The organism is Agromyces sp. MMS24-JH15 (genome assembly GCF_043518605.1).
GTDB lineage: Bacteria > Actinomycetota > Actinomycetes > Actinomycetales > Microbacteriaceae > Agromyces.
Window position 1 is genome coordinate 2,803,728 of record NZ_CP171358.1, and the last position, 25,530, is coordinate 2,829,257.

Consider the following 25,530-nt stretch of genomic DNA (forward strand, 5'->3'; position numbering starts at 1 on the left):
TCCCCATCCATCTAGGAGGCGTCGCCGGGTTCCGCCTTCCAGAGGATCCCGCGTATCGGGCCGTCCTGGGCCTTCGATGCGACGAACGCGTACGAGTCCCGGACGATCTGCTCGAGGACCTCGAGGTCGACGTCGCTGAGCCGCTTGATGTAGACGCAGTACCCGGTCTCGGTATGACGGCCCAAGTCGGCCAGGAGCGCCGCGTGCCGCGCTGTGCCGTCCATCAGGTACACCGTGATCTTGCCGTTCCGGGGGTAGAAGCCGATCGTGTGGCCGTCGCCCTCGCGGCCGGTGTCGTACCGGTAGTGGTAGGTGCCGAACCCGATCGTGCCGACGTTCCAGAGCTTCGGCTGGTGCCCGCTGATGCGCTGCATCAGCTCGATCAGGGTTTCGCTGTCCTCGACGGTCTGCGCATCGAGTGACGCGAGGTAGTCGTCGAGCCGGCGGTCGCCGTCGGCTGGACCAGTCATGCTGCACATTGTGCTCCTCGAGCCGGAATCCGTCGCCCCCTTCCCACGATCGGCCGCGCACCGCCCGGCCCCGAACACCTGCGGCGATGTCGCGTGCCCCTAGAAATGGGGCGTCCGCGCGGTAGGTCACGGCATGGAGCCGCGCCTAGCCTCGGATTCGAGATGTGACGAGGCGGCACTCGCCCGGAGCATCCGACTCGTCCTGCATCCCCCGCGGGCGACACCGATCAGCCGTCGCACCGCCGCGGTTCGAGGACGCAAGAAGGAACGCGATGACCGACGCCGAACCCATCACGCTGGCGACCGAGCTCTCGGTCGAGGAAGCCGCGCGCGACATCGCGAAGGCGGTCAGCGCCCGTCACTCGATCGCCCGCAAGTACGTGATGCGCATCCGCCGGCGGAACCCCGACGCGACGCCTGCCGAGGTGATCCGGATGCTCGAGCGTCATTACGGCGCTTCGATCACGACGGCGGGCGCCATCATCACCGCGGGCACGATCGCGGCCGACATCGGCATCGCGCTGATCCCCGGCGTCGGGGCCGCCGCGGCCGGAGTCAAGAGCGCCGGCCAGCAGGCCGCCAAGCAGGCCGGCCGGGAAGCGACCAAGGCTGCGGCCAAGGCCGCCGCGAAACAGGCCGCGAAGACCGTGGCGCTGGGAGCCGCGAAGACCGGCGCGCAGCGCGTTGCGGCACTCCTCCCGGCCGGGGATGAGCAACTCCAGTTCGAGATCACCGCGATCTTCGGGCTCGCGATCGCCGACATCCACGGCATGGACCTCGACCAGGACCAGGCGCACGCCCTCGTCTACGGACTCTCGAACGGTCGGGTCAGCCAGCAGCAGATCGCGACGATGGCATCGGACCTCGCGGACGTGTCGTCCCCGGGCGTCGTCGACGTCGCCCACCACATCGCCGGCGGCCGCTCGGACTGGTCGCACTGGGCGAACACGCTCGCGGACACCCTTCCCGCCGGTGGGGCGCAGAGCCTGGTCCGGACCATCCAGACCGGCCAGCTCGATTCGGTGCGCGAGAACCTGAGCGGAAAGCAGCAGGCGGCGATCGAGTACGGCGTCGGGGCGCTCGCGGGAGGCGTCACCCGCTTCGTCTTCGGCCGCGACGTCATCGAGGCATCCCGGGCCGCCTTCGCCGAGGCGCCGGCCGAGTTCCCCCGGCACCTGGCCGTTCCCGTGAAGGCCACGCCCGACGACGGCGACCACGACGTCGAACCGAACCGGGCGCTGGCCGCACTGGAAGAAGCGGCGAAGTCGACGGGGAACTGGTTCGCGGGCACGGCGAGCACGGTCGGCGGCGGCGTCGCGACCGCAGCCGGCGCCGTGGCGCGCCCGTTCCGGAGCGTCGACCTCGACGGCGACGGGATCGCGGACGCGCCCCAGGCGCTCACCGCGCTGAAGGGCGTGGGCGGGGCCATCTCCGGAGCGGCGGACACCGTGGGCGGGAGCGTTGCGGGGCTCTTCCGGAGGAAGCGCGACACGCTCGAAGGCACGGCGACGCCGGCCGAGCCCGACTACGCGCTCGAAGGCTGACGCGCGGGGCTGACGCGAGGGCGTTCGATCGCGGCCTGGGCCTGGGCCTCGGCCTCGGCGCTCGCGTCAGCCCTATGCGGTCAATCGCGGAACGCGAACCGGACGGTCAGGGTCGGGTCGATGCTCGTGATGATGCCGCTGTAGAAGGCCTGCGCCTGGTCCTGCAGGATCTTCTCGTTGGCGTCGAGGTACTCGTGCTTCACGTCGTCGCTCAGGATGGCGTTGATCATCTCGACGGTGTCGATCTCGGGAGTCATCCAGCTGAGCACGCCGTTCTGCTCGCCGACGAGCTCGAACCGCTCGTCGTCGTGCCCGATGAACTCGAACTCCGGGATCGAGATCAGGTACTCGTCCTCGCCGGTCTGCTCGATGGTGACGGCGCCGCCGTCGATGCCCAGCTTCGCGCTGAAGGCGTACTGGACGAACGTCGCTCGCTCACTGCCGGGGACCCTCGTTCCGAGGAACGTGCTCGTGTCGTTCTTCTCGGAGATCCCCTGGATGCCGAGGCTCAACAGCACGACCTGTTCCTCGCGGACGACGGCTTGGATGACCTGCGTGTCGCGCTCCTCGGACTCCGTGCCGAACAGCGAGAGCGTCGGGAGCGCGCGCATCGCCGCCGGTGCGCCGATGACGCCGCATGACACGACGAGCACGCCCGTGAGGAGGAGCGGCCAGAGCAGCACGCGCTTGGCGAAGAAGGCCCTCATGCGTCGTGCCGAACGCACACTCGACCGGCAACGGGACGACGCGGGCGCCGGTCTCTGGGGTTCACTGCTGGCTCGCTCCTCATGGCGGATGATCCGGCGTGCGGTACGGGCTGCAGGCCGAAGTGGCGCGGAAGTCGGGGCTTCCGGCGGCACACGAGAACCGAGCTTAGGCGGCGCGCCGGCGGTGGCGCGGCCCCGCGTTCGAGGGCCGATCGGCGCTCGGAATCACGCACCGAAGGGTCCCGCCGCGTCGCGGTCGGTCCCGTCGCGACCGGCGCTCGCAAGCTTGCCCCCAGTTCGGGGGTCAATATCAGGAACCTGCTCCGAGCGCACCACCCCGGATCGCATTCTCGGGAAAAGGTGAGTGTTCGTCCAGAAACCCTGTGCAGACTGCCAACTTCGCCCCCGGCGACGCCCCCTGTACCCGAGTGGATCGAGATCCGTGCCCGGCACCCGGTACCGCCTCCGTGCCCTGGCGCTTGTGAATATGATGCAGAACCAGAACTCCTCCGAAGACCAGTACACGCCCGTGGCAGGCTCTCGAGCCGCCATCACCTCGACGCGCAGGAGCCGAAGGGCCCGACGGCGCTTCAGCCTCGCGGCCGGCACCGTCCTCGCCGTCGGCGCACTCGTGGGAACCGGCTTCGCCGTCCAGCCCGCCTTCGCCGCACCCGCGGGCTCCGTGTCGACCGCCGCCGCATCCGCCTTCACGGGGACCCAGGCGCCCACCATCTCCGGCACGCCGGAGGTCGGGAAGCCGCTGACGATCACGGCCGGCTCCGACTGGGCGCCCACGCCGGATACGGCCTGGTACCAGTGGTTCCGCTCCGACTCCGCGACGCCCGGCGGCAGCTGGACGAAGATCGTCGAGGGCGCGTCGAACAAGTCCTACACGCCCACGGCGGCCGACTCCGGGAAGTACCTCCACGTCGGCGTGATCTACGCGAAGGCCGGCTATACGAACAAGGTCTGGTCCGGCGGGGCGCCCGTCAAGGTGGCATCCGCGACGGCCACGCCGCCGACCTCCGGGGCGACCACCTTCACCGGGACCCAGGCGCCCACCATCTCCGGCACGCCGGAGGTCGGGAAGCCGCTGACGATCACGGCCGGCTCCGACTGGGCGCCCACGCCGGACGCGGCCTGGTACCAGTGGTTCCGCTCCGACTCCGCCACGCCCGGCGGCAGCTGGACGAAGATCGTCGAGGGCGCGTCGAACACGTCGTACACGCCCACGGCGGCGGACTCCGGGAAGTACCTCCACGTCGGCGTGATCTACGCCAAGGCCGGCTACACGAACAAGGTCTGGTCCGGCGGCACCCCGGTGAAGGTGGCGTCGTCCACGACGGTCGCACCGCCGACGGCCACGCCGACTCCGACGCCCACCCCGCCGACCCCGACGCCGAGCACCAGCGCGGGCGCACCGGCCGCCGTGGAGACGCTCAACCCGAACGCCGGGTCCGCACCGCTCGGATCGACGAACTACGCGATCCCCGCCGGCGCGAAGTACGTCTCCCCGACCGCTGCCGCGGGCGGCAACGGCACCGTCTCCAGCCCCTACCAGACGCTGAACGCGGCCCTCTCGGGCACCGCGGCCGGCGGCACCATCGTCCTGCGGGGCGGCGAGTACCACGAGAACGTCGCGGTCTACAAGGCCGGCGTCACCATCCAGGCCTACCCGGGCGAGGTCGTCTGGATGGACGGCACCGTCGCGGTCACCGGGTGGGTGAAGGATGGCACGGCCTGGCGTCACACCAACTGGAACGTCGCGCTGGACTCCAGCCCCACCTTCACCAAGGGCGCTGCCGACAGCACGACCGCGAACTGGCAGTTCGTGAACGCGAACTACCCGATGGCGGCGCATCCGGACCAGACCTACGTGGACGGCACCGAGCTCCGTGAGGTGCAGACGCGCGCCCAGGTCGTCGCCGGCACCTTCTGGGTCGACGACGCGAACCACGCGCTCGTCGTCGGCACCGACCCCACCGGGAAGACCGTGCGCTCCGGGGACACCACCCGGGCGCTGCAGCTCCGAGCCGACGGCGTCACCGTCCGCGGCATCGGGATCCGCCGGTACTCCACGTCGAACCCGGACATGGGCACCGTGACGCTCGAGTCGACGAACGCGACCCTCGAGAACGTGATCATCACCGAGTCCGCGACCACCGGCCTGTTCATCGGGAACGCCGGAGCCACCATCCGGAACGTCACGGTCGAGAACTCGGGGATGCTCGGCGTCGGTGCGAACAAGGCCGACAACTCGAAGCTGGACCGCCTGAAGGTCACCGGAAGCAATTCCGAGCACTTCAACATGGCGCCGACCGCGGGCGGCTTCAAGCTGAACCGCTCGCGCGGGGTCACGATCACGAACTCGGACATCACCGGCAACGGCGGCACCGGGATCTGGTTCGACGTCTCCTGCTTCCAGGTCGCCATCACCGGCACCCGTATCCAGGGCAACGGCAACCACGGGATCTTCTTCGAGATCTCCTCGCGCGGCATCTTCTCCGGCAACCTGCTGAAGGACAACGCCGGGCACGGGATCCTGATCAACGACTCGACCATGTCGATCCTCAAGGGCAACGTGGTCTCGGGCAGCGGCGACGGGAACATCGTGATCCTGCAGGACAACCGGGTGCCGGTCACCGGGCACTACGGGGTCGACAGCCGCTTCTCCGCGCCGGACCCCACGATGCCCTGGCTGAACACCCAGGTCCAGGTCATCCGGAACACCATGATCGGCACGAACGCGACGCCGCTCCTGTGGTCCCAGGACTACACGGGTGCCCGGAGCTGGGCCGACCAGGGCAACGTCGCGAACGGCAACCGCTACGTCCGCACCGGCGGCAACCCGGCCTCCCCGTTCAAGTTCAACACCACGAAGAGCGGGACCGTCCAGTACACGACGCTGACCGCGTTCCGGGCGGCGACCGGACAGGAGGCGGCCGGTGCCGAGGGGACGACCGTCCCCGCCACGGCGCAGCCGAACGTCACCTGGCCGGACTGGGCGAGGACGACGTTCCCGACCATCGCCGTGAACTGACCGCTCGCGCACCGAGAGGCCCCGCCGAACACCGTTCGGCGGGGCCTCTCGCTTCCGCCCGGGCACCCGCCGCGTCCCTGAAAGTGAGGACTGTCGCAGCCTGCCGATCGGCGTAGGACGGCGCTGACGGGTTCGTTCCGGATCGCCCCGCCGGCCGGGGACCCTCGGTGAATCAGTCGCGCAATCCGTTCGTCCGGTTGCGAGGTGCTGCCGGCCCGGCAGCATCCGCCCGGCGAGCGCTCGAGGACCACCGGGGAGGTTCCCATGCCGTCTCTCACCACCGCGACGCTGGGTCGCGACCACGACCTCGGCACGGTTCGCACGATGCCGGAGTTCCGCTCCGACGTGGAATCCGATGCGCTCACGCAGGCTGACCGCATGGTGCTCCTCGACCAGGCCGAACTCCTGCTCGAGGGGCTCTACGTCCACCTGCCGCTGAAGCGGGCGATGCACGCGGTGGACCCCCTGCAGAGCCTCCGGCTGCTCCGCTACCGATCGCCGAGGCTCACCGAACCGGAGTTCCACGCGGCGCTCCAGCGGGTCGTCCTCGGCCTGCGCGACCTGCACACGAACTACATCCTCCCCGACCGGTACGCCGGGTTCGCGTTCCTCGGCATCCTCGTCGAGCGGTGCTTCGACGGCGACGAGCCGCACTGGGTCGTCACGAAGACGTTCGACCACCTCACGGGCGACCCCGACCTCGTGGTCGGGGCCACGGTCACGCACTGGAACGGCGCACCGATGGCGATCGCGGTCGAACGCAACGCCGGCCGCGAGGCGGGCAGCAACAAGGCCGCGAGCCTCGCTCGCGGACTCGAGGCGATGACGATCCGTCCGATCGGGATGTCCCTGCCGCCGGACGAGGACTGGGTCGACCTCACCTACCTCGTCGACGGCACCGAGCACGAGACGCGACTGCCGTGGCGGGTGTTCGAGTCATCCGAGGACCTCGCGGGCGGCGACGCGAGCGCGGGGATGCCGCGCGGCGTCGCCGCGCCGGCATCCCACCTGGTCGGCCTCGACCTGAAGACCGAACTCAGCCGCCAGGTGAAACGGCGGCTGTTCGCGCCCGCGTCGTTCCGCACGGACCCCCGCGCCGAGCAGGGAGCCGTGGAGGTGCCGCAGCCGACCGACGCCCAGCGCGCGGCCGGGATCGTGCCCACCACGCGCCCCGAACTCAAGGCCCGCACGGTGACGACGACGCACGGCACGTTCGGCCACCTGCGGATCTTCACGTTCCACATGGAGGACGACGGGATCGACGCGTTCGTCAACGAGGTCGCCCGCCTGCTCGGCGTGCTGCCTCCCGACGGCCTCATCCTCGACGTGCGCGGGAACGGCGGAGGGTTCGTGATCGCCTCGGAGTTCCTGTTGCAGTTCTTCACCCCGAGGCGCATCCAGCCCGAGCCGATGCAGTTCATCAACAACCGGTACACCGCCGACCTCTGCGCCGCGGTGGAGGACTACCGCGCCTGGAAGGACTCCATCGACGAGTCGATCACGACGGGCGCACCGTTCTCGAGCGCGCTGCCGCTCTACCCCGAGGAGGTCGTCAACAGCGTCGGCCAGCTGTACCACGGCCCGGTCGTCCTGATCACCGATGCGCTCTGCTACAGCGCGACCGACATCTTCGCCGCCGGCTTCCAGGACCACGAGATCGGCCGCGTGCTCGGGGTGGACGACAACACCGGCGCGGGCGGCGCGAACGTCCTCACCCACGAGGCGCTGCGGGAGGACTGGACGGGCGGTCCGCTGCGCGCCCTGCCCGCCGGTGCCGCGTTCCGGGTCTCGCTGCGACGCTGCCTGCGCGTCGGCGCTCGGTTCGGGCAGCCGGTCGAAGACCTGGGCGTCGTCCCGGACGAGGTCCACCCGATCACCCGCCGGGACGTCCTGCAGGACAACGTCGACCTCATGGAGCGGGCCGGCGCGATCCTCGCGGAGGGCACGGTGCGTGTGCTCGACGCCGAGCTCGACGGGCAGGGCGCGGGCGTCACCGGACTCGACCTGCGGACGAGCGCGATCGACAGCGTCGACGTCTACGTCGACGGTCGACCCGTGGCCACCGCCGTCACGCAGGACGGCACCACGCGGATCGAGTTCGCCGCACCGGCCGGCGGCGCCACGCTGCGAGTGGAGGGCTTCGCGAGCGGAGTGCTCGTCGCCGCACGGCAGCTCTCGCTCTGAGCGGCGTCGGGCACCTGGCCGCCGTCAGTCGGTGAGGGGCATCCGATCGCCCTGCGCTAGCGGCGCGCGAACGCCGCGGCGAGTGCCTCGGAGCCGCGTGCGAGGAGCGTGACGTCGGCGCCGACGAGGATGAACCGCGCGCCGGCATCCAGGTAGGCGGCCGCGATCGCGGGGTCGAATGCGTTCACGCCGACCGGCTTGCCGGCCGCACGGACCGTGTCGAACACCGCGAGGACCGCGGCGACGACGTCGGGATGGGTCTGCGCGCCGAGGTGGCCCATCGACGCCGCGAGGTCGCTCGGGCCGACGAACACGCCGTCGACGCCGTCGACCGCGGCGATCTCGGCGGAGTTCGCGACCGCCGCAGCGGTCTCGACCTGCACGAACAGCGAGACGTGCGCATCGGCGTGGGCGAGGTAGCCCTCGACCCGGTTCCAGCGTGCGGAGCGCCCGAGCGCCGAGCCCACGCCGCGGATGCCCCGTGGCGGATACCGGGCCGCGGCGACGACCGCCTCGGCGTCCGCCCGCGTCTCGACCATGGGCACGAGCAGGTTCTGCGCGCCGAGGTCGAGCACCTGCTTGATCGTCGCCGGGTCGTGCGAGGGCACGCGCACGACCGGCGTGACCGGGGACGCGGCCACCGCCTGCAGCTGCGCGAGCACCGACTCGAGTCCGTTCGGCGCGTGCTCCATGTCGATGAGCACCCAGTCCAGGCCCGATCCCGCGGCGATCTCAGCGACGAGCGGGCTGCCGGTGCACACCCACATCCCGGCGAGCGGACGCTCGGCGGCCTCGAGCGCGTCGCGCAGCGTCGGGTTCAGCTGAAGCGGCATTCGACGACTCCCATCGGTCCGTAATCGCAGTGCACGACATCGCCGCGCGACACCCACAGCGGCCGCGTGAACGACCCCGCGAGGATGATCTCGCCCGCCTCGAGCCGGGCGCCGTGCTGGTGGAGCTTGTTCGCGAGCCAGGCGACCCCCGTCGCCGGGTGGCCGAGCACGCCGGCCGCGACGCCGGTCTCCTCGATCTCGCCGTTTCGCGCGAGCACGCCCGGAACCCAGCGCAGGTCGAGTTCGTCCGGTCGCTTGCGGGTCGTGCCGAGCACCATCGCGCCGTAGGCCGCGTTGTCGGCGATCGTGTCCACGATCGTGCGGCCTGCGAGCTCGAGGCGCGAGTCGAGCACCTCGAGCGCGGGCACGGCGACCTCGATCGCCAGGATGGCGTCGGCGAGCGTGCAGTGCGGGCCTTCGAGGGGAGCGGCGAGCACGAACGCGAGCTCGACCTCGACGCGGACGTTCGAGAAGCGGTCGACCGGGATCTCGGCGCCCGATGCGTACACGGTGTCCTCGAACATCACGCCGTAGTCGGGCTCGTCGATGCCCGTCGCGCGCTGCATCGCCTTCGACGTCAGGCCGATCTTCCGGCCCACGAGCCGTCGGCCCGCCGCGAGGTTCCGGTCGCGCCACACGCCCTGGATCGCGTACGAGTCCTCGACGGTCGCCTCGGGATGGCGCGCGGTGATGCGGGGGAGCAGGCCGTGCGTGCGCTCGGCCTCGGCGAGTTCGTCGGCCAGCGCGTGGATCACGTCGGGAGGGAGCATCCGTGCCTCTCAGAGCTGGTGGCCGAGCTTGTACTCGCCCTGCTTGTATTCGGGCATCGTTTCCTCGTCGGGACGCGTGTACGAGAAGCCGTCGGCGCCGATCGTGACGGCCATCTCCGACGTGTCGGTGCGCGCGACCACGGGCTGCGGGTTCCCGTCGAGGTCGAGCACGAGCGAGGCATCCGTGTACCAGGACGGGACGACCGGATTGCCCCACCAGTCACGGCGCTGGTTGTCGTGCACGTCCCACGTGACGACCGGGTTGTCGGGGTCGCCCGTGTAGTAGTCCTGCGTGTAGATCTCGACGCGGTGGCCGTCGGGGTCGCGCAGGTACAGGTAGAACGCGTTCGAGACGCCGTGCCGCCCGGGGCCGCGCTCGATCGCATCCGACCGGCGCAGCGCGCCGAGCTTGTCGCAGATCGCGAGGATGTTGTGCTTCTCGTGCGTCGAGAACGCGACGTGGTGCATGCGGGGCCCGTCGCCGCCCGTCATCGCGGTGTCGTGCACCGTGGGCTTCCGGCGCATCCAGGCGGCGTACACGGTGCCGTCGTCGTCCTGGATGTCCTCGGTCACACGGAACCCGAGGTCCTGCATGAACGCGACGGCGCGCGGGACGTCCGGCGTCACCTGGTTGAAGTGGTCGAGCCGCACGAGCGCGCCGGGCGTGTACAGGTCGTACCGCCACGCGAGGCGCTCGACGTGCTCGACGTCGTGGAAGAACTCGACCGGGAACCCGAGCGGGTCGACGACGCGCACCGAGTCGCCGACGCCCTTCGCGAAGCCGGTGGCGCTGCGTCGCACCTCGCAGCCGAGCTCGGTGTAGAACGCCACGGCTTTGTCGAGGTCCGCGGGCGTGCGCACGCGATAGGAGAACGCGGCGAGCGCGGCGACGGGCCCCTCGCGGAGCACGAGGTTGTGGTGGATGAACTCCTCCATCGAGCGGAGGTACACCGCGTGGTCGTCCTCCTCGGTCACGACGAGGCCGAGCACGTCGACGTAGAACTCGCGCGATGCCGCGAGGTCGGTCACGACGAGTTCCATGGACGCGCAGCGCAGGATGTCCGGCGGCGCGCTCGCCGGGGTCCGGATCGGGTCCGCGGCGTGGATCGGCGCCTCCTGCGAGACGAAGAAGCCGGAGGAGGTGCGGGTCTTGCCGTCGTGGGTCATGTCAGCGGCCTTCCTCTGCCCGGCGTGCGCCGAAGGTCGGGTTGTGCACCTCGCCGAGCGTGATGTGCACCGCCTGCTGGTCGGTGTAGAAGTCGATCGAGCGCGTGCCGCCCTCGTGGCCGAGGCCCGACGCCTTCACGCCCCCGAACGGCGTGCGCAGGTCGCGGACGTTGTTCGAGTTGAGCCAGACCATGCCCGCCTCGACGGCGTGGGCGAAGGTGTGCGCGCGTTGCAGGTCGTTGGTCCAGATGTACGCGGCGAGGCCGTACTTCGTGCCGTTCGCGAGGGCGAGCGCCTCCGCCTCGGTGTCGAACGGCGTGATCGCGACGACGGGCCCGAAGATCTCCTCCTGGAAGATGCGCGCGTCGGCCGGCACGTCGGCGAAGACGGTCGGCTCGACGAAGTTGCCGGTCTCGAATCCGGCGGGCCGGCCGCCGCCCGCGACGAGGCGCCCCTCGGTCCTGCCGATCTCGATGTACGAGACGACCTTCTCGTAGTGCTCGGGGTGGACGAGCGCGCCGACCTCGGTTGCCGGGTCGTGCGGGAATCCGACCCGCACGCGCGTCGCCTGCGCCGCGTAGCGCTCGACGAACTCGTCGTAGACCGCGCGCTCGACGAGGATGCGGCTCCCGGCCGTGCAGCGTTCGCCGTTCAGCGAGAACACGCCGAAGATCGTCGCGTCGACGGCCGCGTCCAGGTCGGCGTCGGCGAACACGACGGCCGGGCTCTTGCCGCCGAGCTCCATCGACAGGCCCTTCAGGTGCGGCGCCGCGTTGGCGAAGATGACCTGTCCGGTGCGGCTCTCGCCGGTGAACGAGATGAGCGGGACGTCCGGATGCCGCACGAGCGCGTCGCCCGCCTCCTCGCCGAGCCCGTGCACGAGGTTGAAGACGCCCTGCGGGAGCCCGGCCTCCTCGAAGATGCCGGCCCAGAGCGAGGCCGACAGCGGCGTGAACTCTGCCGGCTTCAGCACGACCGTGTTCCCGGTCGCGAGCGCGGGGCCGAGCTTCCAGGACTCGAGCATGAACGGCGTGTTCCACGGGGTGATCAGCCCGGCCACGCCGATCGGCTTGCGGTTGACGTAGTTGACCTGGCGCCCGGGCACCTTGAACGCGTCGTCGACCTGCGCGACGATCAGGTCGGCGAAGAACCGGAAGTTCTCGGCGGCGCGCCGCGCCTGCCCGAGCGCCTGCGTGATGGGCAGGCCCGAGTCGAACGACTCGAGCTCGGCCAGCCGCGCGTCGCGCGACTCCACGAGGTCGGCGATGCGGTGCAGGATTCGGGACCGCTCGCGCGGGAGCATCCGCGGCCACGGCCCCTCGGCGAACGCGCGCCGGGCGGCGGCCACGGCGCGGTCGACGTCGGCCCGCTTGCCGGCCGCGGCCCGGACGTATACCTCGTTCGACACGGGGTCGAGCACGTCGAACGTGTCGCCGTCGGCCGAGTCGACCGACTCGCCGTCGATGTAGTGCCGGATGCGCTCGGGCAGGCCGGCCGGCACGTGCCGGGACGCGACGGCGGTGTCGGTGTCGGTCATGGATGCTCCTTCGGGCGGTCAGGATGCCGGGAGGCCGAGGGCCTCCTCGGGGTGCTCGTGGATCAGGTAGGCGTCGAGGGTCGCCGAGCGGTGCCGTCTGGCGGCGTGCTCGATCGTCTCGAGCGGGGCGCCGCGCTCGACGAGCTGCAGGAGGTGCTCGTGCTCGCGCACGGACTCCTGCGCGCGGCCCGGGACGAAGGCGAACGTGGAGTCGCGGAGGTGCCCGAGCCGGGCCCACTCGGCTTCGACGAGCTCGAGCAGCCGCGGGTTCGCGGTCCGCGCGAACAGCGTCGCGTGGAACTCCTCGTTGAGCCGGGTGAACGTGCGCGGGTCGAAGTGCCCGAGGGTCTCGGTCATGCGCTCGTTGATCTCGCGTGCGCGTCGGAGGTCGTCGGCCGTGAGGCGCCGCGCCGCGAGGGCGGTCGCCGAGCCCTCGAGGATCGCGAGCGCCTGCATGCTGAACCGGTACTGTGCATCGTCGACCATGGCCACGCGCGCGCCGACGTTGCGCTCGAAGGTCACGAGCCCCTCGGCCTCGAGCTGGCGGATCGCCTCGCGGACGGGGACGACGCTCATGTCGAGCTCGCCCGCGATCGCGCCGAGCACGAGCCGGTACCCCGGCGTGAACTCCTGGCCGGCGATGCGGGCGCGGATCCAGAGGTAGGCGCGTCGCGACTTGCTGAGGCCGTCCGACGGCTCGACGCGCAGGGTCGTCACCTCGCCGCTCGCCATGCCGCGTACCTCGCCTTCCACTCGTCGTCCATGGGGAACAGGCCCTCGATCGGATGCCCCGCTGCGACCTGCTCCGCGATCCACGCGTCCTCGGCCTCCTGGGCCAGCGCGCCGTCGGCGACGTCCGCGGCGAGCGCGGGCGGGATCACGATGACGCCGTCGTCGTCGCCGACGAGGATGTCGCCGGGCTGCACGGTCGTGCCGCCGCATCCGATCGTCACGTCGACGTCCCACGGGACGTGCCTGCGGCCGAGGACCGCGGGGTGCCTGCCGGCCGCGAACACGGGGATGCCGACGGATGCCACGGCCGCGGCATCCCGGACCCCGCCGTCCGTCACGATCGCCGCCGCGCCGCGGGTGTGCGCCCGGATCGCGAGGATGTCCCCGAGCGTGCCGGAGCCCGTCTCGCCGCGCGCCTCGATCACGATGACCTCGCCCTCGCCGACCTCGTCGAACGCGCGCTTCTGCGCGTTGTGCCCGCCGCCGTGCGCGGCGAAGAGATCCTCGCGGTTCGGGACGAAGCGCAGGGTTCGCGCGGTGCCGACGAACCGGCTCCCGGGCGTGAGCGCGTGGACGCCGTCGATCGTCACGTTGTCGAGTCCGCGCTTGCGCAGCTGCGCCGAGAGCGCGGCGACGGGCGTGCGCGCGAGCCGCTCCCGAAGCTCGGGGGCGAGGGGCGCCGCGAGGGCCGGGGTCGGTCCCCGGTCGGTGGCGGACGGGTCGGGGACGGCGGGCGAGGCGGTGCCGGCGGGCTCGGCGGGCGGCAGCCCGGCCGCCTCGGGCGACCCCCACGCCTCGGCGCGCTGCGTGTCGTCGACGGCGGGGAGCGAGCCGAGGGACCCGTCGAACGGGGTGGCGGGGCCGGCGACGACGGTCGTGACGAGCCGCCCGGAGGTCGGGCCGCCCGGGACGTCGACCTCGACCTCGACGACGTCGCCGGGCACGACGACCGACGACCCCGCCGGCGTGCCCGTCAGGATCACGTCGCCGGGCTCGAGCGTGGCGTGCTGGGAGAGGTCGGCCACGAACTGCGCGAGCGGGAAGAGCAGCCCCGCCGTCGTGTCGTCCTGCACGAGCGCGCCGCCGACCCAGGTCCGCAGCCGGAGTGCGGCCGGGTCGACGAGGCGCGCGTCGATGAGCGACGGGCCGATGGGCGTGAACCCGTCGCCGCCCTTCGAGCGCACGTTCGAGCCCCGGTCGTTCCGACGCAGGTCGTAGAGCCCGAAGTCGTTCGCCGCGGTGACCCAGCCCACGTGGCTCCACGCGTCGGCCAGCGTGACGCGGCGCGCCGCCGTCCCGATGACGAGCGCGATCTCGCCCTCGAACGCGAGGAGTTCGGTGCCCTCGGGGCGTTCGATGGTGCCGCCCGAGGAGGCGACCGAGCTCGAGGGCTTCAGGAAGTACGACGGGTCGGCGGGTCGGCGTCCGCGCTGGTCGGCGCGTGAGGCGTAGCTCAGGTGGACCGCGACGATCTTGCCGGGGCGGCCCGGCAGGCCGGAGAACCGCGGGTCCCGGGCGGTCGTGTCGATCGTCATGAGCTCCCTCGCTCGGCGTGCGTCGTATCTGAAATCGTATATCTTCCGTCGGATCGGGGCAACGGGTCGCGCGGCTGCGCGCCCGGTCCACGCGGGTCCCGCGGCGCGGCACCTCGCCCCGCGCCTCGCTACGAGTTCACGCGGATGATCTCCTGCTGGTACGGCGCGATGACCGTGTTCGAGACGCGGCAGTCGAGCAGGAGGAACGGCCGGGACGAGGCATCCTCGGCCGTCCAGGACGCGAGGCGCTCGAGGTCGGCGAGCGTGCGCACAACGACCCCCTCCGCGCCCACCGCGGTCGCCAGCCCGGCGAAGTCGACCTCGGGGATGAGCATGGGCGAGGTCGCGACGCCCCTGAGCCCGTACAGGTTCACCTCGGCGCCGTAGGCGCCGTCGTTCCAGACGACCGCGAGCCCGCGGCCGCGCGCGACGCGCACCGCGGTCTCGAGGTCGGCGAGCGCCATGAGCCCGCCGCCGTCGCCCGTCGTGAGCACGACCGTGGCCGACGGCTTCGCGAGCGCGACGCCCGGCACCGACGGGAAGCCGAGCCCGATCGACTGGTACGCCGTGCCGACCATGATCATGCGGTCCGGGGACGCGACCGGCCAGTACATGTTCGCCCAGCCGATGAAGTGGCCGCCGTCGGAGACGACGACGCGGTCGCGGGGGAGGAGTTCGCCGATCCGCGTCGCGACCGACCGGGGGTCCAGCCGGCCGTCGGACGCGACGGCGTCGCCCGGCTCGTACCGCCGCGCGGCCCGGACGTCGATCGCCTCGCGCCACCGCGAGGGCGTCGCGCCGAGCGCCCGCAGTTCGTCGACGAGTGCGCGTGCGACGACCGCGGCGTCGCCGCGGAGGTAGCCGCCGACGTGCGGATGCGTCGCGGCCGGCGCGACGTCGACCTGCACGACCCGGGTCCCGGGGGCGAAGAGGTCGCCGAAGCGCATCGTGAACTGGTTGAGGGATGCCCCGAACACGACCGCGACGTCGGCCTCGCGGACGAGCGCCATCGCGTCCTCGGCGCCGAAACCGCCGGCGACGCCCAGGTCGAAGCCGGCGTCGGGGAAGATCCCGCGTCCGAGCGCGGTCGTCGCCGTGAGCGCGCCCGTCGCGTCCGCGAGGTCGCCGAGGGCCTCGCCCGCTCCCGCGACCCACGCGCCGCGGCCGGCCAGCAGGACCGGGCGCTCGGCGCCCGCGAGCGCGCGAGCGAGGTCGGCGACGGCGGCCGCAGCGAACGGGCCGGCCGGCGCGAGCGGTGCGGGCAGCACGGGCGCCGACGCCTCCGGTACGGGCCCCGCTTCGCGGGTCGCGACGTCGTACGGGATCGCGAGCACGGTCGGCACCCGGTAGGTCAGCGCATGCTCGAGCGCGATGACCGTCGTCGCCGCGGCATCCGTGCGCCCCACGGTGTAGGTGCGCGCGCCGACGGCCGAGGCGAGCGCGATCTGGTCGACGTCCCATGGGCGCGGCCCCGAGGTCGGTTCGTCGCCGACCACGAGCACGAGCGGGACGTGCGCCTGGACGGCCTCGGCGAGCGCGGTGAGCGTGTTCGTGAACCCGGCGCCGTAGGTCGCGGTCGCCGCGGCGATGCGACCCGACGCGCGGTAGTGGGCGTCGGCGGCGACGACCGCGCCCGCCTCGTGCCGCACCGCGGTGTAGGTCGCGGCGGTCTCGCGCTCGAGCGCGTCGAGGAACCAGGCGTTGCCGTTGCCCATGACCCCGAAGACGTGGTCGAGATGGCGGGCGAGGGTGACGGCGACGTGCGCGGAGACCGTGGGCATGGCGTGCCTTTCGAGACGGACGGAGGTGAGGCCGTATGTGTCTCGCGCACCCGCGCGGTTCGCGCGGGGCGGCTGCGTGCCCATTTTTCGAGCACCGGCGGGTCGTCCGCGCCGGACACCACGAGTATAGGGAGGTCGCCCGTCAGCCGCCGGTCGCGGCCGTGATCGCGGCGGCGACGCGCGCGAGCCGCTCGGCGATCAGCGCGTCCGGATGCGGGTCGGAGACGTAGACGACCGCGACCGCCGCACGCCCGCCGCGCGGCAGCGCGAGCGGCATGGCGATCGAGCGGAGACCGGGGATGACCTCGTCGTGGCTCGTCGCCCAGCCGCGCTCGCGCGCCGTGCGCAGCTCGTCGCGGTGCGCGTCGTCGAGGGCGGCGGGCCACTCCGGCTCGGGGCGAGCGGACAGGATCGCCTTGCCGGGCGCGCCGACGGTCACGGGATGCCGCGTGCCGGGGCGCTGCGCGACCGGCGCGATGCCGTGCCGCGGCTCGACGCTCGCGAGCGTGATGCACTCGTCGTGGTCGAGCACCGACAGGAAGCACGTCATGCCGAGCTCGTTCGCCGCGGCGGTCAGCTCGGGCAGCGCCTCGGCTTGCAGGTCGTGCGCCACGCCCGCGGCGAGCGCGGCCAGGCGCGACCCGAGCTCGATCCGGCCGTGGCCGTCGCGCGCGACGAGCCCGTGGTCCTCGAGCGTGCGGAGCAGGCGGTACGCGATCGACCGGTGCACCTCGAGGCGCCGGGCGATCTCGTCGATGGTGAGCGGGGTGCGCGCGTCGGCGAGGACCTCGAGGATCCGGATGCCCCGGCTCAGCGTCTGCGACGACGTCGTTCCCGCCGGCATGGCATCCCCTCACCGCGGAGCGCCTTGTGTCGGGGCATCCGCTCGGCTACGTTTCGTTCCATAGTGGAACGGCGCGTTCGAATATAGAACGTGCGGAGGTTCCGGGCAAGACCCTCGACGACGGCGTCGGAGGAAGGATCGACGACGATGCAGTTCCACCACCACGGCTACGTGTCCGGCGACCCGCGCGTGCAGGACGCGGCGGGCACCGGCATCGACCGCCCCGACGACCTGCCCGACGAGATGGACGTGCTCATCGTGGGCTCCGGGCCCGCCGGGATGCTCCTGGCGGCGCAGCTGTCGCAGTTCCCCGACGTCACGACCCGCATCATCGAGCGGCGCGACGGCCGGCTCCCGCTCGGCCAGGCCGACGGCATCCAGCCGCGCAGCGTCGAGACGTTCCAGGCCTTCGGATTCGCCGAGCGCATCACCGCCGAAGCCTTCAACATCGCGTACATGAACTTCTGGGCGCCCGACCCCGAGGACCCGGCCAACATCATCCGGATCACGCGCACCGAGGACTACGCCTTCAAGATCAGCGAGTTCCCGCACCTCATCGTGAACCAGGCGCGCGTGCTGGACTACTTCGCCGAGGCCGCCCTGCACGGACCGGGCCGCATCGCGCCCGACTACGGGGTCGAGTTCGCCGGGCTCCGGGTGCACGACGACGGCGAGCACCCGGTCGAGGTGCACGTGCGGTACGTCGCGGGCGACCGGGCCGGCGAGGAGCGCACGGTGCGCGCGAAGTACGTCGCCGGCTGCGACGGGGCGCGCAGCGGCGTGCGCGAGGCCATCGGGCGAAGGCACGTCGGGGATGTCTCGCTGCACGCGTGGGGCGTCATGGACGTGCTCGTCAACACGGACTTCCCCGACTGGCGGACCAAGTGCGCGATCACCTCGACGGCGGGCAACATCCTGCACATCCCGCGCGAGGGCGGCTACCTCTGCCGGATGTACATCGACCTCGGCGAGATCACCGAGGACGACCACCATCGCGTGCGCCAGACCCCCGTCGAGGCCGTCATCCGGAAGGCGAACGAGATCCTGCATCCCTACACGCTCGACGTCCGGCAGGTGGCGTGGCACAGCGTGTACGAGGTCGGGCACCGGGTCACCGACCGCTTCGACGACGCCGACGCCGACGCCGACGCCGACGCCGACGGCGGCCGGTCGCCGCGCGTGTTCCTCACCGGCGACGCGTGCCACACGCACAGCGCGAAGGCCGGCCAGGGCATGAACGTCTCGATGCAGGACGGGTTCAACCTCGGCTGGAAGCTCGGGCACGTGCTGACCGGGCTGAGCTCGCCCGCCCTGCTCGAGACGTACTCGGCCGAGCGGCAGCCCGTCGCGCAGCAGCTCATCGACTTCGACCGCGAGTGGGCGTCGCTCATGGCGCGCAAGCCCGAGGAGATCTCCGACCCGCAGGAACTCGCGACCTACTACCTCGCGACCGCCGAGTTCCCGTCCGGCTTCATGACGCAGTACGGGCCGTCGGCGGTCGTCGCGGATGCCTCGCACCAGGACCTGGCCCCGGGGTTCCCGATCGGCAAGCGGTTCAAGTCCGTCGAGGTCGTGCGCGTGTGCGACGGCAACGTCGTCCACCTCGGCCACCACGCGCGCGCCGACGGGCGCTGGCGCATCTACGCGTTCGCCGACGGCGCCGTCGCGGGCGACGCGACGTCCGCGCTCGCCGCGTGGGCCGAGTGGGCGACGTCGCCCGAATCGCCGATCACGCGCCACACCCCGATCGGCGCCGACTCCGACGCCGTGTTCGACGTGAAGGCCGTCTTCCAGCAGCGGTTCGAGGAGGTCGACCTGGCGCGCGTGCCGCGGCTCTTCCTGCCCGAGAGCGGGCCGCTCGGGCTCACGGACTGGGAGAAGGTCTACGCCGCCGGGCCGAGCGCGTGGACCGAGGCCGACATCTTCGCCGAGCGCGGGCTCTCGCGCGAGGGCGTCGTCGTCGTGGTCCGCCCCGACCAGTACGTCGCGGCGATCCTGCCGCTGACCGCGACCGACGAGCTGAGCGCATTCCTCGGCGGCGCGCTGCTGCCGCAACGGGTCGTCTGAACCCGCTCCGGGGGCGTCCGGAAACCGTCGCGCCGATTCGTGCTGGACACGCGATCAGTTCACATGCAAAATCATGTGGACAGTGCGGCGACGGCGCCGCGCGGAGGAGGAGCGGGACGTGCGCATCGTCATCGTCGGCGCCGGTATCGGCGGCCTCGCCGCCGCGCTGAGCCTCGAGGCCGCGGGCTTCGACGACGTGCGCGTCTTCGAGCGCACGAGCGAGATCCGCGGCCTGGGCGTCGGCATCAACCTGCTCCCGCACGCGATGCGCGAGCTCGACGAACTCGGCCTCGCCTCGCGTCTCGAGCGGATCGGGGTCGCGCCGTCGACGCTCGCGTACGTCAACCGGTTCGGGCAGCCGATCTGGAGCGAACCGCGCGGCATCGCCGCCGGATACCGCTGGCCGCAGCTGTCCATCCATCGCGGCCGGCTGCAGCTCGCGCTGCTCGACGCGGTCCGCGAGCGCCTCGGCGACGTCGTGCGCCTCGATCACCGACTCGCCGGCATCGAGCACGGCACGGACGCCGAGCTCGCACGCTTCGAGACGGCGACGGGCGCCGTCGAGGTCGAGGCCGACCTCGTCGTCGCCGCCGACGGCATCCACTCCGCGGTCCGCGCACTCCGGCACCCCGACGAGGGCGCGCCGGCCTGGAGCGGGCTCACGCTCTGGCGGGGGACCGCGCTCGCCGAGCCGTTCCTCGACGGGCGGACCATGGTCATGGCCGGCGACGGCGAGCAGAAGTTCGTCGCCTACCCGATCGGAGCGACGGATGCCTCGGGCAGGGCCAGGATCAACTTCATCGCCGAGCGGCGCGGCGCGGGCAGCCCCGACGCCGACTGGAACCGCGCCGTCGACCCCGCCCCGATCGTCGACCTGTTCCGCGACTGGCGGTTCGACTGGCTCGACGTCCCCGCCGTGATCGCGGCGGCCGACGAACTGCTCGAGTACCCGATGGTCGACCGCGATCCGCTCGACGCCTGGACCGTCGGGCGGACCACGCTCCTCGGGGACGCCGCGCACGCGATGTACCCGAACGGCTCGAACGGCGGCTCGCAGGCGATCCTCGACGCCCGGACCCTCGCGTTCCACCTGGCGACGGCGCCCTCGACCGCGGACGCGCTTTCCGCGTACGAGGCCGACCGCAGGCCGGCGACCACGGCGCTGCTGGCCTCGACGCGGCAGGCCGGGCCCGAACGCGTCATGCTGCTCGCGCGCGAGCGCGCCCCCGAGGGATTCGCCGACGTCCACGACGTGATCCCCCCGGAGGAGCTCGCGGAGATCGCGGCGTCCTACAAGCGCGCCGCGGGCTTCCACCCCGACGCGCTCGCCGCGCGAGCCTCGCTGAGCGTCCCGCGATGAGCTTCGACGCGGGGCGCCTCGCCGCCGTCATCTCGCCGCTCCGACGCACGCTGCTGGCCGCCGCACGCGAGCGCGAGGGCCTGCCCGACCTCCCCGACGCGCAGATCGAGGTGATCCGCGCCCTGCCGCGCGGCACCGTCGCGTCGCCGGGTCAGCTGGCCGAACGGCTCGGGCTCGGCCGATCCACGGTGAGCAACCTGCTCGCGGCCATGGAGCGCCGCGGGCTCGTGGCGCGGCGTACGAGCACCGACGACCGCCGACACGTCGAGGTCGTGGCATCCGCCGTCGCGCTCGGTCACTTCGACCGGTTCGACGAGGCGAGCGCCGCGATCCTGGCGGATGCGGCCGCCGCGCTCGCGCCCGAGGACCTCGACGCGCTCGCCGCGGCGATCCCCGCCCTCGAACGGCTCCGCGACCACCTCGTCCACCTTCGCCGCGACGGAGCGGCCTCCCCCCGGAAGGACCACGCATGACCACACTCGGACAGCGACTCACGCGCTCGATGGACGCCCGCGCGCGCAAGGGCGCGACGCTCGGCCCGCACGAGATCACGATCGAGCGCGACCTGCGCGTTCCCATGCGGGACGGCGTCGACCTGCTCGCGGACCTCGTCCGCCCGATCGCCGGGGACCCGTCCCTCCCGACGATCGTGATGCGCGGCCCGTACGGGCGGCGGGGCCCGTTCGCGGGCGCGGCCCGCGCGCTCGCCTACGAGGGGTTCCCGGTCCTCGTGCAGAGTTGCCGCGGCACGTGGGGGTCCGAGGGTGTCTTCCACCCGCAGGTCGACGAGCAGCGCGACGGCATCGACACGCTGCGGTGGGTGCGCGCCCAGCCCTGGTTCACGGGCCGGCTGGCGACCTTCGGGCAGAGCTACCTCGGCTACACGCAGTGGGCGGTCGCCGGGAAGCTCCAGCGCGAGGAGCCGGAGACCGCGCAGGATGCGCTCGTGCTGCACATCACGATGCCCGACTTCGGCGCCATCACCTGGGACAACGGCGCGTACTCGCTGCGCAACGCGCTCGGCTGGACGCGGATGATGGATCGGATGCACCGCGGCGGACTCGCGCTGCTGGGCATGGCGTTCCCGGACCCGAAGCTCGCGAAGGCGTTCGACGTGCTCCCGCTGAGCGCGGGCGACCGGGCGGCGACCGGCCGGTCGAACACCTGGTACCAGCGCTGGGTCGCGCACGAGGAGCTGAGCCACGAGTACTGGGCGGAGCAGTCGCACGCGGCGTCGGTGCCCGACGTCACGGCGCCGGTCGCGATGCTCACCGGCTGGTACGACATCTTCCTGCCCTGGCAGCTGCGTACGTACGCGGCGCTCGTCGAGGCGGGCAACCAGCCGTGGCTCACGATCGGGCCGTGGGGGCACGTCTCGCGGGTGATGGCCGAGCCCGCGCACACCGAGACGGTCGGGTTCCTGCGCGAGGTGTTCACCGGGACGGAGGCGGGGCGTGCCGCGCCCGTCCGCGCCTACTCGACGGGCGACGACGCGCGCTGGCACGACCTCGCCGCATGGCCGCCGCCCGGTTCGCGGGCCGAGGCGTGGCAGCTCGCGGCGGACGGCGGGTTCGGCCCCGACGCGGCCGCCGGCGGCACGACGACCTACACCTACGACCCGGCGAGCCCGACGCCCGCGGTCGGCGGGCCCAGCCTGAATCCCGACACCGAACCCGTCGACAACGCGGCCCACGAGCGGCGAGCGGATGTCGCGGTGTTCCGCAGCGGTGCGCTCGCGTCGCCCGTGACGGTCGCGGGCGAGCCCGTCGCGAGGATCCGCGTCCGCTCCTCGGCGCCGTCCTTCGACGTCTTCGTCCGGATCACCGACGTGCACCCAGACGGCCGATCGATGACCGTCTGCGACGGCATCCGCCGCATCGGATCGATCGCGACCGCGGCCACCGACCCAGCGGCCGACGGGGACGGCTACCGGGAGGTCGAGCTCGCGCTCTGGCCGACGTTCCACCGGTTCGCCGTCGGGCACCGGATCGGCGTCCAGGTGAGCTCCGGCGCGCACCCCCGGTACGCCCGGAATCCCGGCACGGGGGAGGCCGCCGCGCTCGCCGCCGAGACGGTGGTCGCCCGCCAGGAGGTCTCGCACGAGGGCCCGCACGCCTCGCGCCTGGTGCTGCCGGTGCTGGGATCGTGAACCCGCCCGTCCCCGGGCTCGAGCCCGCATTCGACGTCGCGGTCCGGCTCGGCCCGCTCGAGGACCACGGGATGACCCGGGCCGGGCACCGCCGGATCGTGCCGATCGCCGGCGGGCGGGTGACCGGCGGCGTCGACGCCGAGATCCTGCCCGGCGGAGCCGACTGGCAGCTCGTGCGCGCCGACGGCGCGATCGAGATCGACGGCCGCTACAGCGCGCGCACGGCCGACGGCGACCTGCTCTTCCTGCACGCGACGGGCGTGCGCAGCGGGCGGCCCGAGGTGCTCGAGGCGCTCCTGCGCGGCGACGCGGTGCCGCCGGAGGAGTACTACTTCCGGACGACCCTGCGGATCGAGACCTCGTCGGCGCGACTCGCGCACCTCGAGCACGCGGTGTTCGTGGCATCCTGCGTCCGCTCGGCGGACACCGTGGCCTACCGCGCGTACCGGGTGACCTGACCCCGACCGGGACCGGGACCGACCCGCTACCTGCGCGGATTCGGCGGACGCCGACGCTCCCACGCGTCGACGATGTGCGACCGCATCGCGGTCTCCGCGGCATCCGGGTCCCGGCCCTCGATCGCGGCGAACACGCGCTCGTGCTCCTCGAGCGTCGTCTCGAGCCGGCTGTGCAGGTGGAACCGCGCGCTCTCGCGGGCCTGCCCGAACAGGATGCTGACGAGGTTGACGGCGAGCTGGTTGGTGCTCATCTCGCCGACCGTCGTGTGGAAGGCGACGTCGGCCGTGCTGAACGTCGCCTCGTCGCCCAGGGAGTCCCGCATGAGCTGGAGCGCCGCGCCGAGCCGCTCGAGGTCCTCGGTCGTGCGGCGGGTCGCCGCATCCCGCGCGATGAGGCCCTCCAGCGACGCCCGGACGGTGCTCAGGTCGTCGAGGATCCCGAGCGTCGCGTCGTTCGCGACGAGTGCCGACAGCACGGTCGCATCGACCATGTTCCACGCGCTGGCCGGGAGCACCTGCGTTCCGCGACCCTGGGCCACGCTCACGAGTCCCTTCTCCTCGAGCCGCTTGACCGACTCCCGGATCACCGTGCGGCTCACGCCGAACTGCTCGCACAGCACGGCCTCGGGCGGGAGGGACGAGTCGGGCGCGAGGTCGCCGCGGACGATGGCGTCGACGAGTTCGGCGACGACCGTCACCCCGAGGCGGGGCGCGGGGCGGCGCGCGGCGATCGTCGGATACGCGACGGATCGCTCGGCGGCGCGGGTGTCGGAGGACATGTCGACAGCATAGCGATGAAAAGACATCACACCTATGACGTTCTCTTGCCATTTTGTAAGACGTATGATGTACTCGCCTCAACCCGGCCAGGGCCCGCCAGTCGTCAGCGACGCCGACCAGAACAGGATGAGACATGTCACAGCAACCGTCCGCCCGTAGCCGGATCACCCGGCTCCTCTCCGCCGGGGCCGTCGTGGCCGTCGGTGCGCTCGTGCTCAGCGGCTGCTCGGCAGGCGGCGAGTCCGGTGGTGACGACACGTACGGCTTCAGCGCGCCCGCGCAGGTGGCCGACAGCCCGATCACCGTGTGGGTCGACGCCTCGCGCGAGCCCGCGGTGACCGCGTTCCAGGAGGCCTACCCCGACATCGAGGTCAACCTCGAGACCTACGACGGCAATGCCGGCGGCAGCGGCTCGTTCCAGAGCAAGATCAGCCTCATCGACCAGGCCGGCGAGGGCTGGCCCGACGTCGTCTTCTCGACCCAGCAGAACGACGCGATCTGGGCGTCGAAGGACACCCCGAACGGCGAGGCCGGCTTCGCCGCCCCGCTGAACAAGGGCCTCATCGAGCAGGACTTCCTCGACGGCTTCGCCGCCGGCTCGCTCGACTACGGCACGATCGACGGCACCGTCTACGCGCTGCGCAACGACCTCGCGCAGACCGTCTTCTACTACAACCAGAAGCTGCTCGACGAGTTCGGCTACGAGGTGCCGACCACCTGGGAGGAGTACGCGGCGCTCGGCGACAAGCTCGCGGCCGAGCACCCCGGATACATCCTCGGGAGCATGGGCGACAGCTTCATGACGTACATCTACTACGGCGGCTCGGAGTCGCCCGTGTTCCAGTCGCCCGAGGCCGGAGTGTTCCACTCCGACACGGCCGACGAGCACAGCGTCGAGATCTCGAAGATCATCGACGGAATGCTCGCCAACGGCACCCTCGTGCAGGACAGCTTCTTCAGCGCCGAGTTCGCCGAGAAGTACTCGGACAAGCTCGTCGGCGTCCCCGGCCCCGTCTGGTACACGGGCGCGATCTTCCAGGGCGGCCTCGCGACCCCGGCCGGCGAGGTCGGCGTCGCGGCTCCGCTCAAGTGGGAGGACGGCGAGGTCGCTGCGGGCAACGTCGGCGGCGGCATGTGGTACGCCTCGCGGCACTCGACCAACCTCGAGGCGGTCAAGACGTTCCTCGAGTTCGTGACCAGCGCCGACGAGTTCCAGGTCGAGGCTTCGTCGGGCTACCCGGCGTACAGCTCGGCCGCCGAGAAGTGGCTCGCCAAGCAGGCCGAGGCCGGCTACTTCGTCAACGACGACTTCGAGGCGATCATGTCCGACGCCGCCGGCCAGGTCTGGAGCGGCTGGAACGTGACCGCCTGGAGCCCCGAGACCGCGTGGGCGAAGGTCGTCATCCCCGGCATCGCCGCCGGCGAGACCATCGAGTCGCTGCTGCCCGCGTGGCAGACCGAGCTCGAGAACGAGGCCACCGTGAACGGCTACTCGGTCGAGTAATGGTCCTCACCGCTCCTCCGGCTCCCGCCGGCGCCGTCCCCTCGGGGCGGCGCCGGCCGGAGCGCCGG

20 protein-coding genes are annotated in these 25,530 nt (G+C 72.3%); 9 read left to right on the plus strand and 11 right to left on the minus strand.

Going from position 1 to position 25,530, the window contains the following annotated elements; genetic code table 11:
- Window positions 1–11: 11 nt before the first annotated feature.
- A complete protein-coding gene (locus ACDF64_RS12750) occupies window positions 12–470 on the minus strand; it encodes a DUF1801 domain-containing protein (RefSeq protein WP_394551729.1) in 459 nt (152 codons plus the stop codon).
- A gap of 272 nt (window positions 471–742) precedes the next feature.
- On the opposite strand from ACDF64_RS12750, the gene ACDF64_RS12755 reads away from it, so the two are divergent.
- Window positions 743–2,014, plus strand: coding sequence for a hypothetical protein (locus tag ACDF64_RS12755; protein ID WP_394551730.1), 1,272 nt, complete (start codon window positions 743–745; stop codon window positions 2,012–2,014).
- Between the two features lie 80 nt (window positions 2,015–2,094).
- On the opposite strand, the gene ACDF64_RS12760 is transcribed toward ACDF64_RS12755, so the two are convergent.
- A complete protein-coding gene (locus ACDF64_RS12760) occupies window positions 2,095–2,721 on the minus strand; it encodes a hypothetical protein (protein WP_394551731.1) in 627 nt (208 codons plus the stop codon).
- A 487-nt stretch (window positions 2,722–3,208) separates the two neighbouring features.
- Between ACDF64_RS12760 and ACDF64_RS12765 the strand changes: the two genes are divergently transcribed.
- Window positions 3,209–5,761, plus strand: coding sequence for a right-handed parallel beta-helix repeat-containing protein (locus tag ACDF64_RS12765; protein WP_394551732.1), 2,553 nt, complete (start codon window positions 3,209–3,211; stop codon window positions 5,759–5,761).
- A gap of 264 nt (window positions 5,762–6,025) precedes the next feature.
- The gene (locus ACDF64_RS12770; protein ID WP_394551733.1) at window positions 6,026–7,945 is read left to right on the plus strand and encodes a S41 family peptidase; all 1,920 of its coding nucleotides are present in this window, start codon (window positions 6,026–6,028) and stop codon (window positions 7,943–7,945) included.
- Between the two features lie 56 nt (window positions 7,946–8,001).
- Here ACDF64_RS12770 and ACDF64_RS12775 read toward each other — a convergent pair whose 3' ends face one another.
- From ACDF64_RS12775 to ACDF64_RS12810, 8 genes are all read right to left on the minus strand, one after another.
- Entirely contained in the window at window positions 8,002–8,778 is a 777-nt protein-coding gene (locus ACDF64_RS12775; protein ID WP_394551734.1) for an HpcH/HpaI aldolase/citrate lyase family protein, read from the minus strand.
- Window positions 8,763–9,548 carry a 2-keto-4-pentenoate hydratase gene (locus tag ACDF64_RS12780; protein WP_394551735.1) on the minus strand — a complete coding sequence of 262 codons (786 nt, stop codon included), beginning with the start codon at window positions 9,546–9,548 and terminating at the stop codon, window positions 8,763–8,765. Before ACDF64_RS12780 ends, ACDF64_RS12775 begins: the two co-directional genes overlap by 16 nt.
- Before the next feature lie 9 nt (window positions 9,549–9,557).
- Complete coding sequence (gene hpaD / locus ACDF64_RS12785; protein WP_394551736.1) at window positions 9,558–10,715, minus strand: 3,4-dihydroxyphenylacetate 2,3-dioxygenase; 1,158 nt, start codon at window positions 10,713–10,715, stop codon at window positions 9,558–9,560.
- Between the two features lies 1 nt (window position 10,716).
- On the minus strand, window positions 10,717–12,252 hold the full coding sequence (hpaE, locus tag ACDF64_RS12790) for a 5-carboxymethyl-2-hydroxymuconate semialdehyde dehydrogenase (protein WP_394551737.1): 1,536 nt from the start codon (window positions 12,250–12,252) through the stop codon (window positions 10,717–10,719).
- 18 nt (window positions 12,253–12,270) lie between these two features.
- Window positions 12,271–12,984 carry a GntR family transcriptional regulator gene (locus ACDF64_RS12795; RefSeq protein ID WP_394551738.1) on the minus strand — a complete coding sequence of 238 codons (714 nt, stop codon included), beginning with the start codon at window positions 12,982–12,984 and terminating at the stop codon, window positions 12,271–12,273.
- Entirely contained in the window at window positions 12,966–14,519 is a 1,554-nt protein-coding gene (locus tag ACDF64_RS12800) for a fumarylacetoacetate hydrolase family protein (RefSeq protein WP_394551739.1), read from the minus strand. The genes ACDF64_RS12795 and ACDF64_RS12800 overlap by 19 nt, the downstream gene beginning before the upstream one ends.
- A gap of 128 nt (window positions 14,520–14,647) precedes the next feature.
- Entirely contained in the window at window positions 14,648–16,300 is a 1,653-nt protein-coding gene (locus ACDF64_RS12805; RefSeq protein WP_394551740.1) for a thiamine pyrophosphate-binding protein, read from the minus strand.
- Window positions 16,301–16,442: 142 nt separating this feature from the next.
- Window positions 16,443–17,144 (minus strand): IclR family transcriptional regulator, encoded by a 702-nt coding sequence (locus tag ACDF64_RS12810; protein WP_394551741.1) that lies wholly within the window; start codon window positions 17,142–17,144, stop codon window positions 16,443–16,445.
- A 147-nt stretch (window positions 17,145–17,291) separates the two neighbouring features.
- Here ACDF64_RS12810 and ACDF64_RS12815 point away from each other — a divergent pair, with 147 nt between their 5' ends.
- From ACDF64_RS12815 to ACDF64_RS12835, 5 genes are all read left to right on the plus strand, one after another.
- Window positions 17,292–19,211: an FAD-dependent monooxygenase gene (locus tag ACDF64_RS12815; protein ID WP_394551742.1), complete on the plus strand. Its 1,920-nt coding sequence runs from the start codon at window positions 17,292–17,294 to the stop codon at window positions 19,209–19,211.
- A gap of 118 nt (window positions 19,212–19,329) precedes the next feature.
- Window positions 19,330–20,571, plus strand: a complete 1,242-nt coding sequence (locus ACDF64_RS12820; protein ID WP_394551743.1) for a flavin-dependent oxidoreductase — start codon at window positions 19,330–19,332, stop codon at window positions 20,569–20,571.
- Window positions 20,568–21,044, plus strand: a complete 477-nt coding sequence (locus ACDF64_RS12825) for a MarR family winged helix-turn-helix transcriptional regulator (RefSeq protein WP_394551744.1) — start codon at window positions 20,568–20,570, stop codon at window positions 21,042–21,044. Before ACDF64_RS12820 ends, ACDF64_RS12825 begins: the two co-directional genes overlap by 4 nt.
- The gene (locus ACDF64_RS12830; RefSeq protein WP_394551745.1) at window positions 21,041–22,720 is read left to right on the plus strand and encodes a CocE/NonD family hydrolase; all 1,680 of its coding nucleotides are present in this window, start codon (window positions 21,041–21,043) and stop codon (window positions 22,718–22,720) included. Before ACDF64_RS12825 ends, ACDF64_RS12830 begins: the two co-directional genes overlap by 4 nt.
- A complete protein-coding gene (locus tag ACDF64_RS12835) occupies window positions 22,717–23,178 on the plus strand; it encodes a DUF3237 domain-containing protein (protein WP_394551746.1) in 462 nt (153 codons plus the stop codon). The genes ACDF64_RS12830 and ACDF64_RS12835 overlap by 4 nt, the downstream gene beginning before the upstream one ends.
- 26 nt (window positions 23,179–23,204) lie before the next feature.
- On the opposite strand, the gene ACDF64_RS12840 is transcribed toward ACDF64_RS12835, so the two are convergent.
- Window positions 23,205–23,957, minus strand: a complete 753-nt coding sequence (locus ACDF64_RS12840) for a FadR/GntR family transcriptional regulator (protein ID WP_394551747.1) — start codon at window positions 23,955–23,957, stop codon at window positions 23,205–23,207.
- A 134-nt stretch (window positions 23,958–24,091) separates the two neighbouring features.
- Between ACDF64_RS12840 and ACDF64_RS12845 the strand changes: the two genes are divergently transcribed.
- Window positions 24,092–25,462, plus strand: a complete 1,371-nt coding sequence (locus ACDF64_RS12845; protein WP_394551748.1) for an ABC transporter substrate-binding protein — start codon at window positions 24,092–24,094, stop codon at window positions 25,460–25,462.
- Window positions 25,463–25,530 lie beyond the last annotated feature (68 nt).

Excerpts from the sequence above, each read along its gene's own strand:
- ACDF64_RS12750 (WP_394551729.1), bottom strand. The coding sequence starts at position 470 with ATGACTGGTCCAGCCGACGGCGACCGCCGGCTCGACGACTACCTCGCG.
- ACDF64_RS12755 (WP_394551730.1), top strand. The coding sequence starts at position 743 with ATGACCGACGCCGAACCCATCACGCTGGCGACCGAGCTCTCGGTCGAG.
- ACDF64_RS12760 (WP_394551731.1), bottom strand. The coding sequence starts at position 2,721 with ATGAGGGCCTTCTTCGCCAAGCGCGTGCTGCTCTGGCCGCTCCTCCTC.
- ACDF64_RS12765 (WP_394551732.1), top strand. The coding sequence starts at position 3,209 with ATGATGCAGAACCAGAACTCCTCCGAAGACCAGTACACGCCCGTGGCA.
- ACDF64_RS12770 (WP_394551733.1), top strand. The coding sequence starts at position 6,026 with ATGCCGTCTCTCACCACCGCGACGCTGGGTCGCGACCACGACCTCGGC.
- ACDF64_RS12775 (WP_394551734.1), bottom strand. The coding sequence starts at position 8,778 with ATGCCGCTTCAGCTGAACCCGACGCTGCGCGACGCGCTCGAGGCCGCC.
- ACDF64_RS12780 (WP_394551735.1), bottom strand. The coding sequence starts at position 9,548 with ATGCTCCCTCCCGACGTGATCCACGCGCTGGCCGACGAACTCGCCGAG.
- hpaD (WP_394551736.1), bottom strand. The coding sequence starts at position 10,715 with ATGACCCACGACGGCAAGACCCGCACCTCCTCCGGCTTCTTCGTCTCG.
- hpaE (WP_394551737.1), bottom strand. The coding sequence starts at position 12,252 with ATGACCGACACCGACACCGCCGTCGCGTCCCGGCACGTGCCGGCCGGC.
- ACDF64_RS12795 (WP_394551738.1), bottom strand. The coding sequence starts at position 12,984 with ATGGCGAGCGGCGAGGTGACGACCCTGCGCGTCGAGCCGTCGGACGGC.
- ACDF64_RS12800 (WP_394551739.1), bottom strand. The coding sequence starts at position 14,519 with ATGACGATCGACACGACCGCCCGGGACCCGCGGTTCTCCGGCCTGCCG.
- ACDF64_RS12805 (WP_394551740.1), bottom strand. The coding sequence starts at position 16,300 with ATGCCCACGGTCTCCGCGCACGTCGCCGTCACCCTCGCCCGCCATCTC.
- ACDF64_RS12810 (WP_394551741.1), bottom strand. The coding sequence starts at position 17,144 with ATGCCGGCGGGAACGACGTCGTCGCAGACGCTGAGCCGGGGCATCCGG.
- ACDF64_RS12815 (WP_394551742.1), top strand. The coding sequence starts at position 17,292 with ATGCAGTTCCACCACCACGGCTACGTGTCCGGCGACCCGCGCGTGCAG.
- ACDF64_RS12825 (WP_394551744.1), top strand. The coding sequence starts at position 20,568 with ATGAGCTTCGACGCGGGGCGCCTCGCCGCCGTCATCTCGCCGCTCCGA.
- ACDF64_RS12830 (WP_394551745.1), top strand. The coding sequence starts at position 21,041 with ATGACCACACTCGGACAGCGACTCACGCGCTCGATGGACGCCCGCGCG.
- ACDF64_RS12840 (WP_394551747.1), bottom strand. The coding sequence starts at position 23,957 with ATGTCCTCCGACACCCGCGCCGCCGAGCGATCCGTCGCGTATCCGACG.
- ACDF64_RS12845 (WP_394551748.1), top strand. The coding sequence starts at position 24,092 with ATGTCACAGCAACCGTCCGCCCGTAGCCGGATCACCCGGCTCCTCTCC.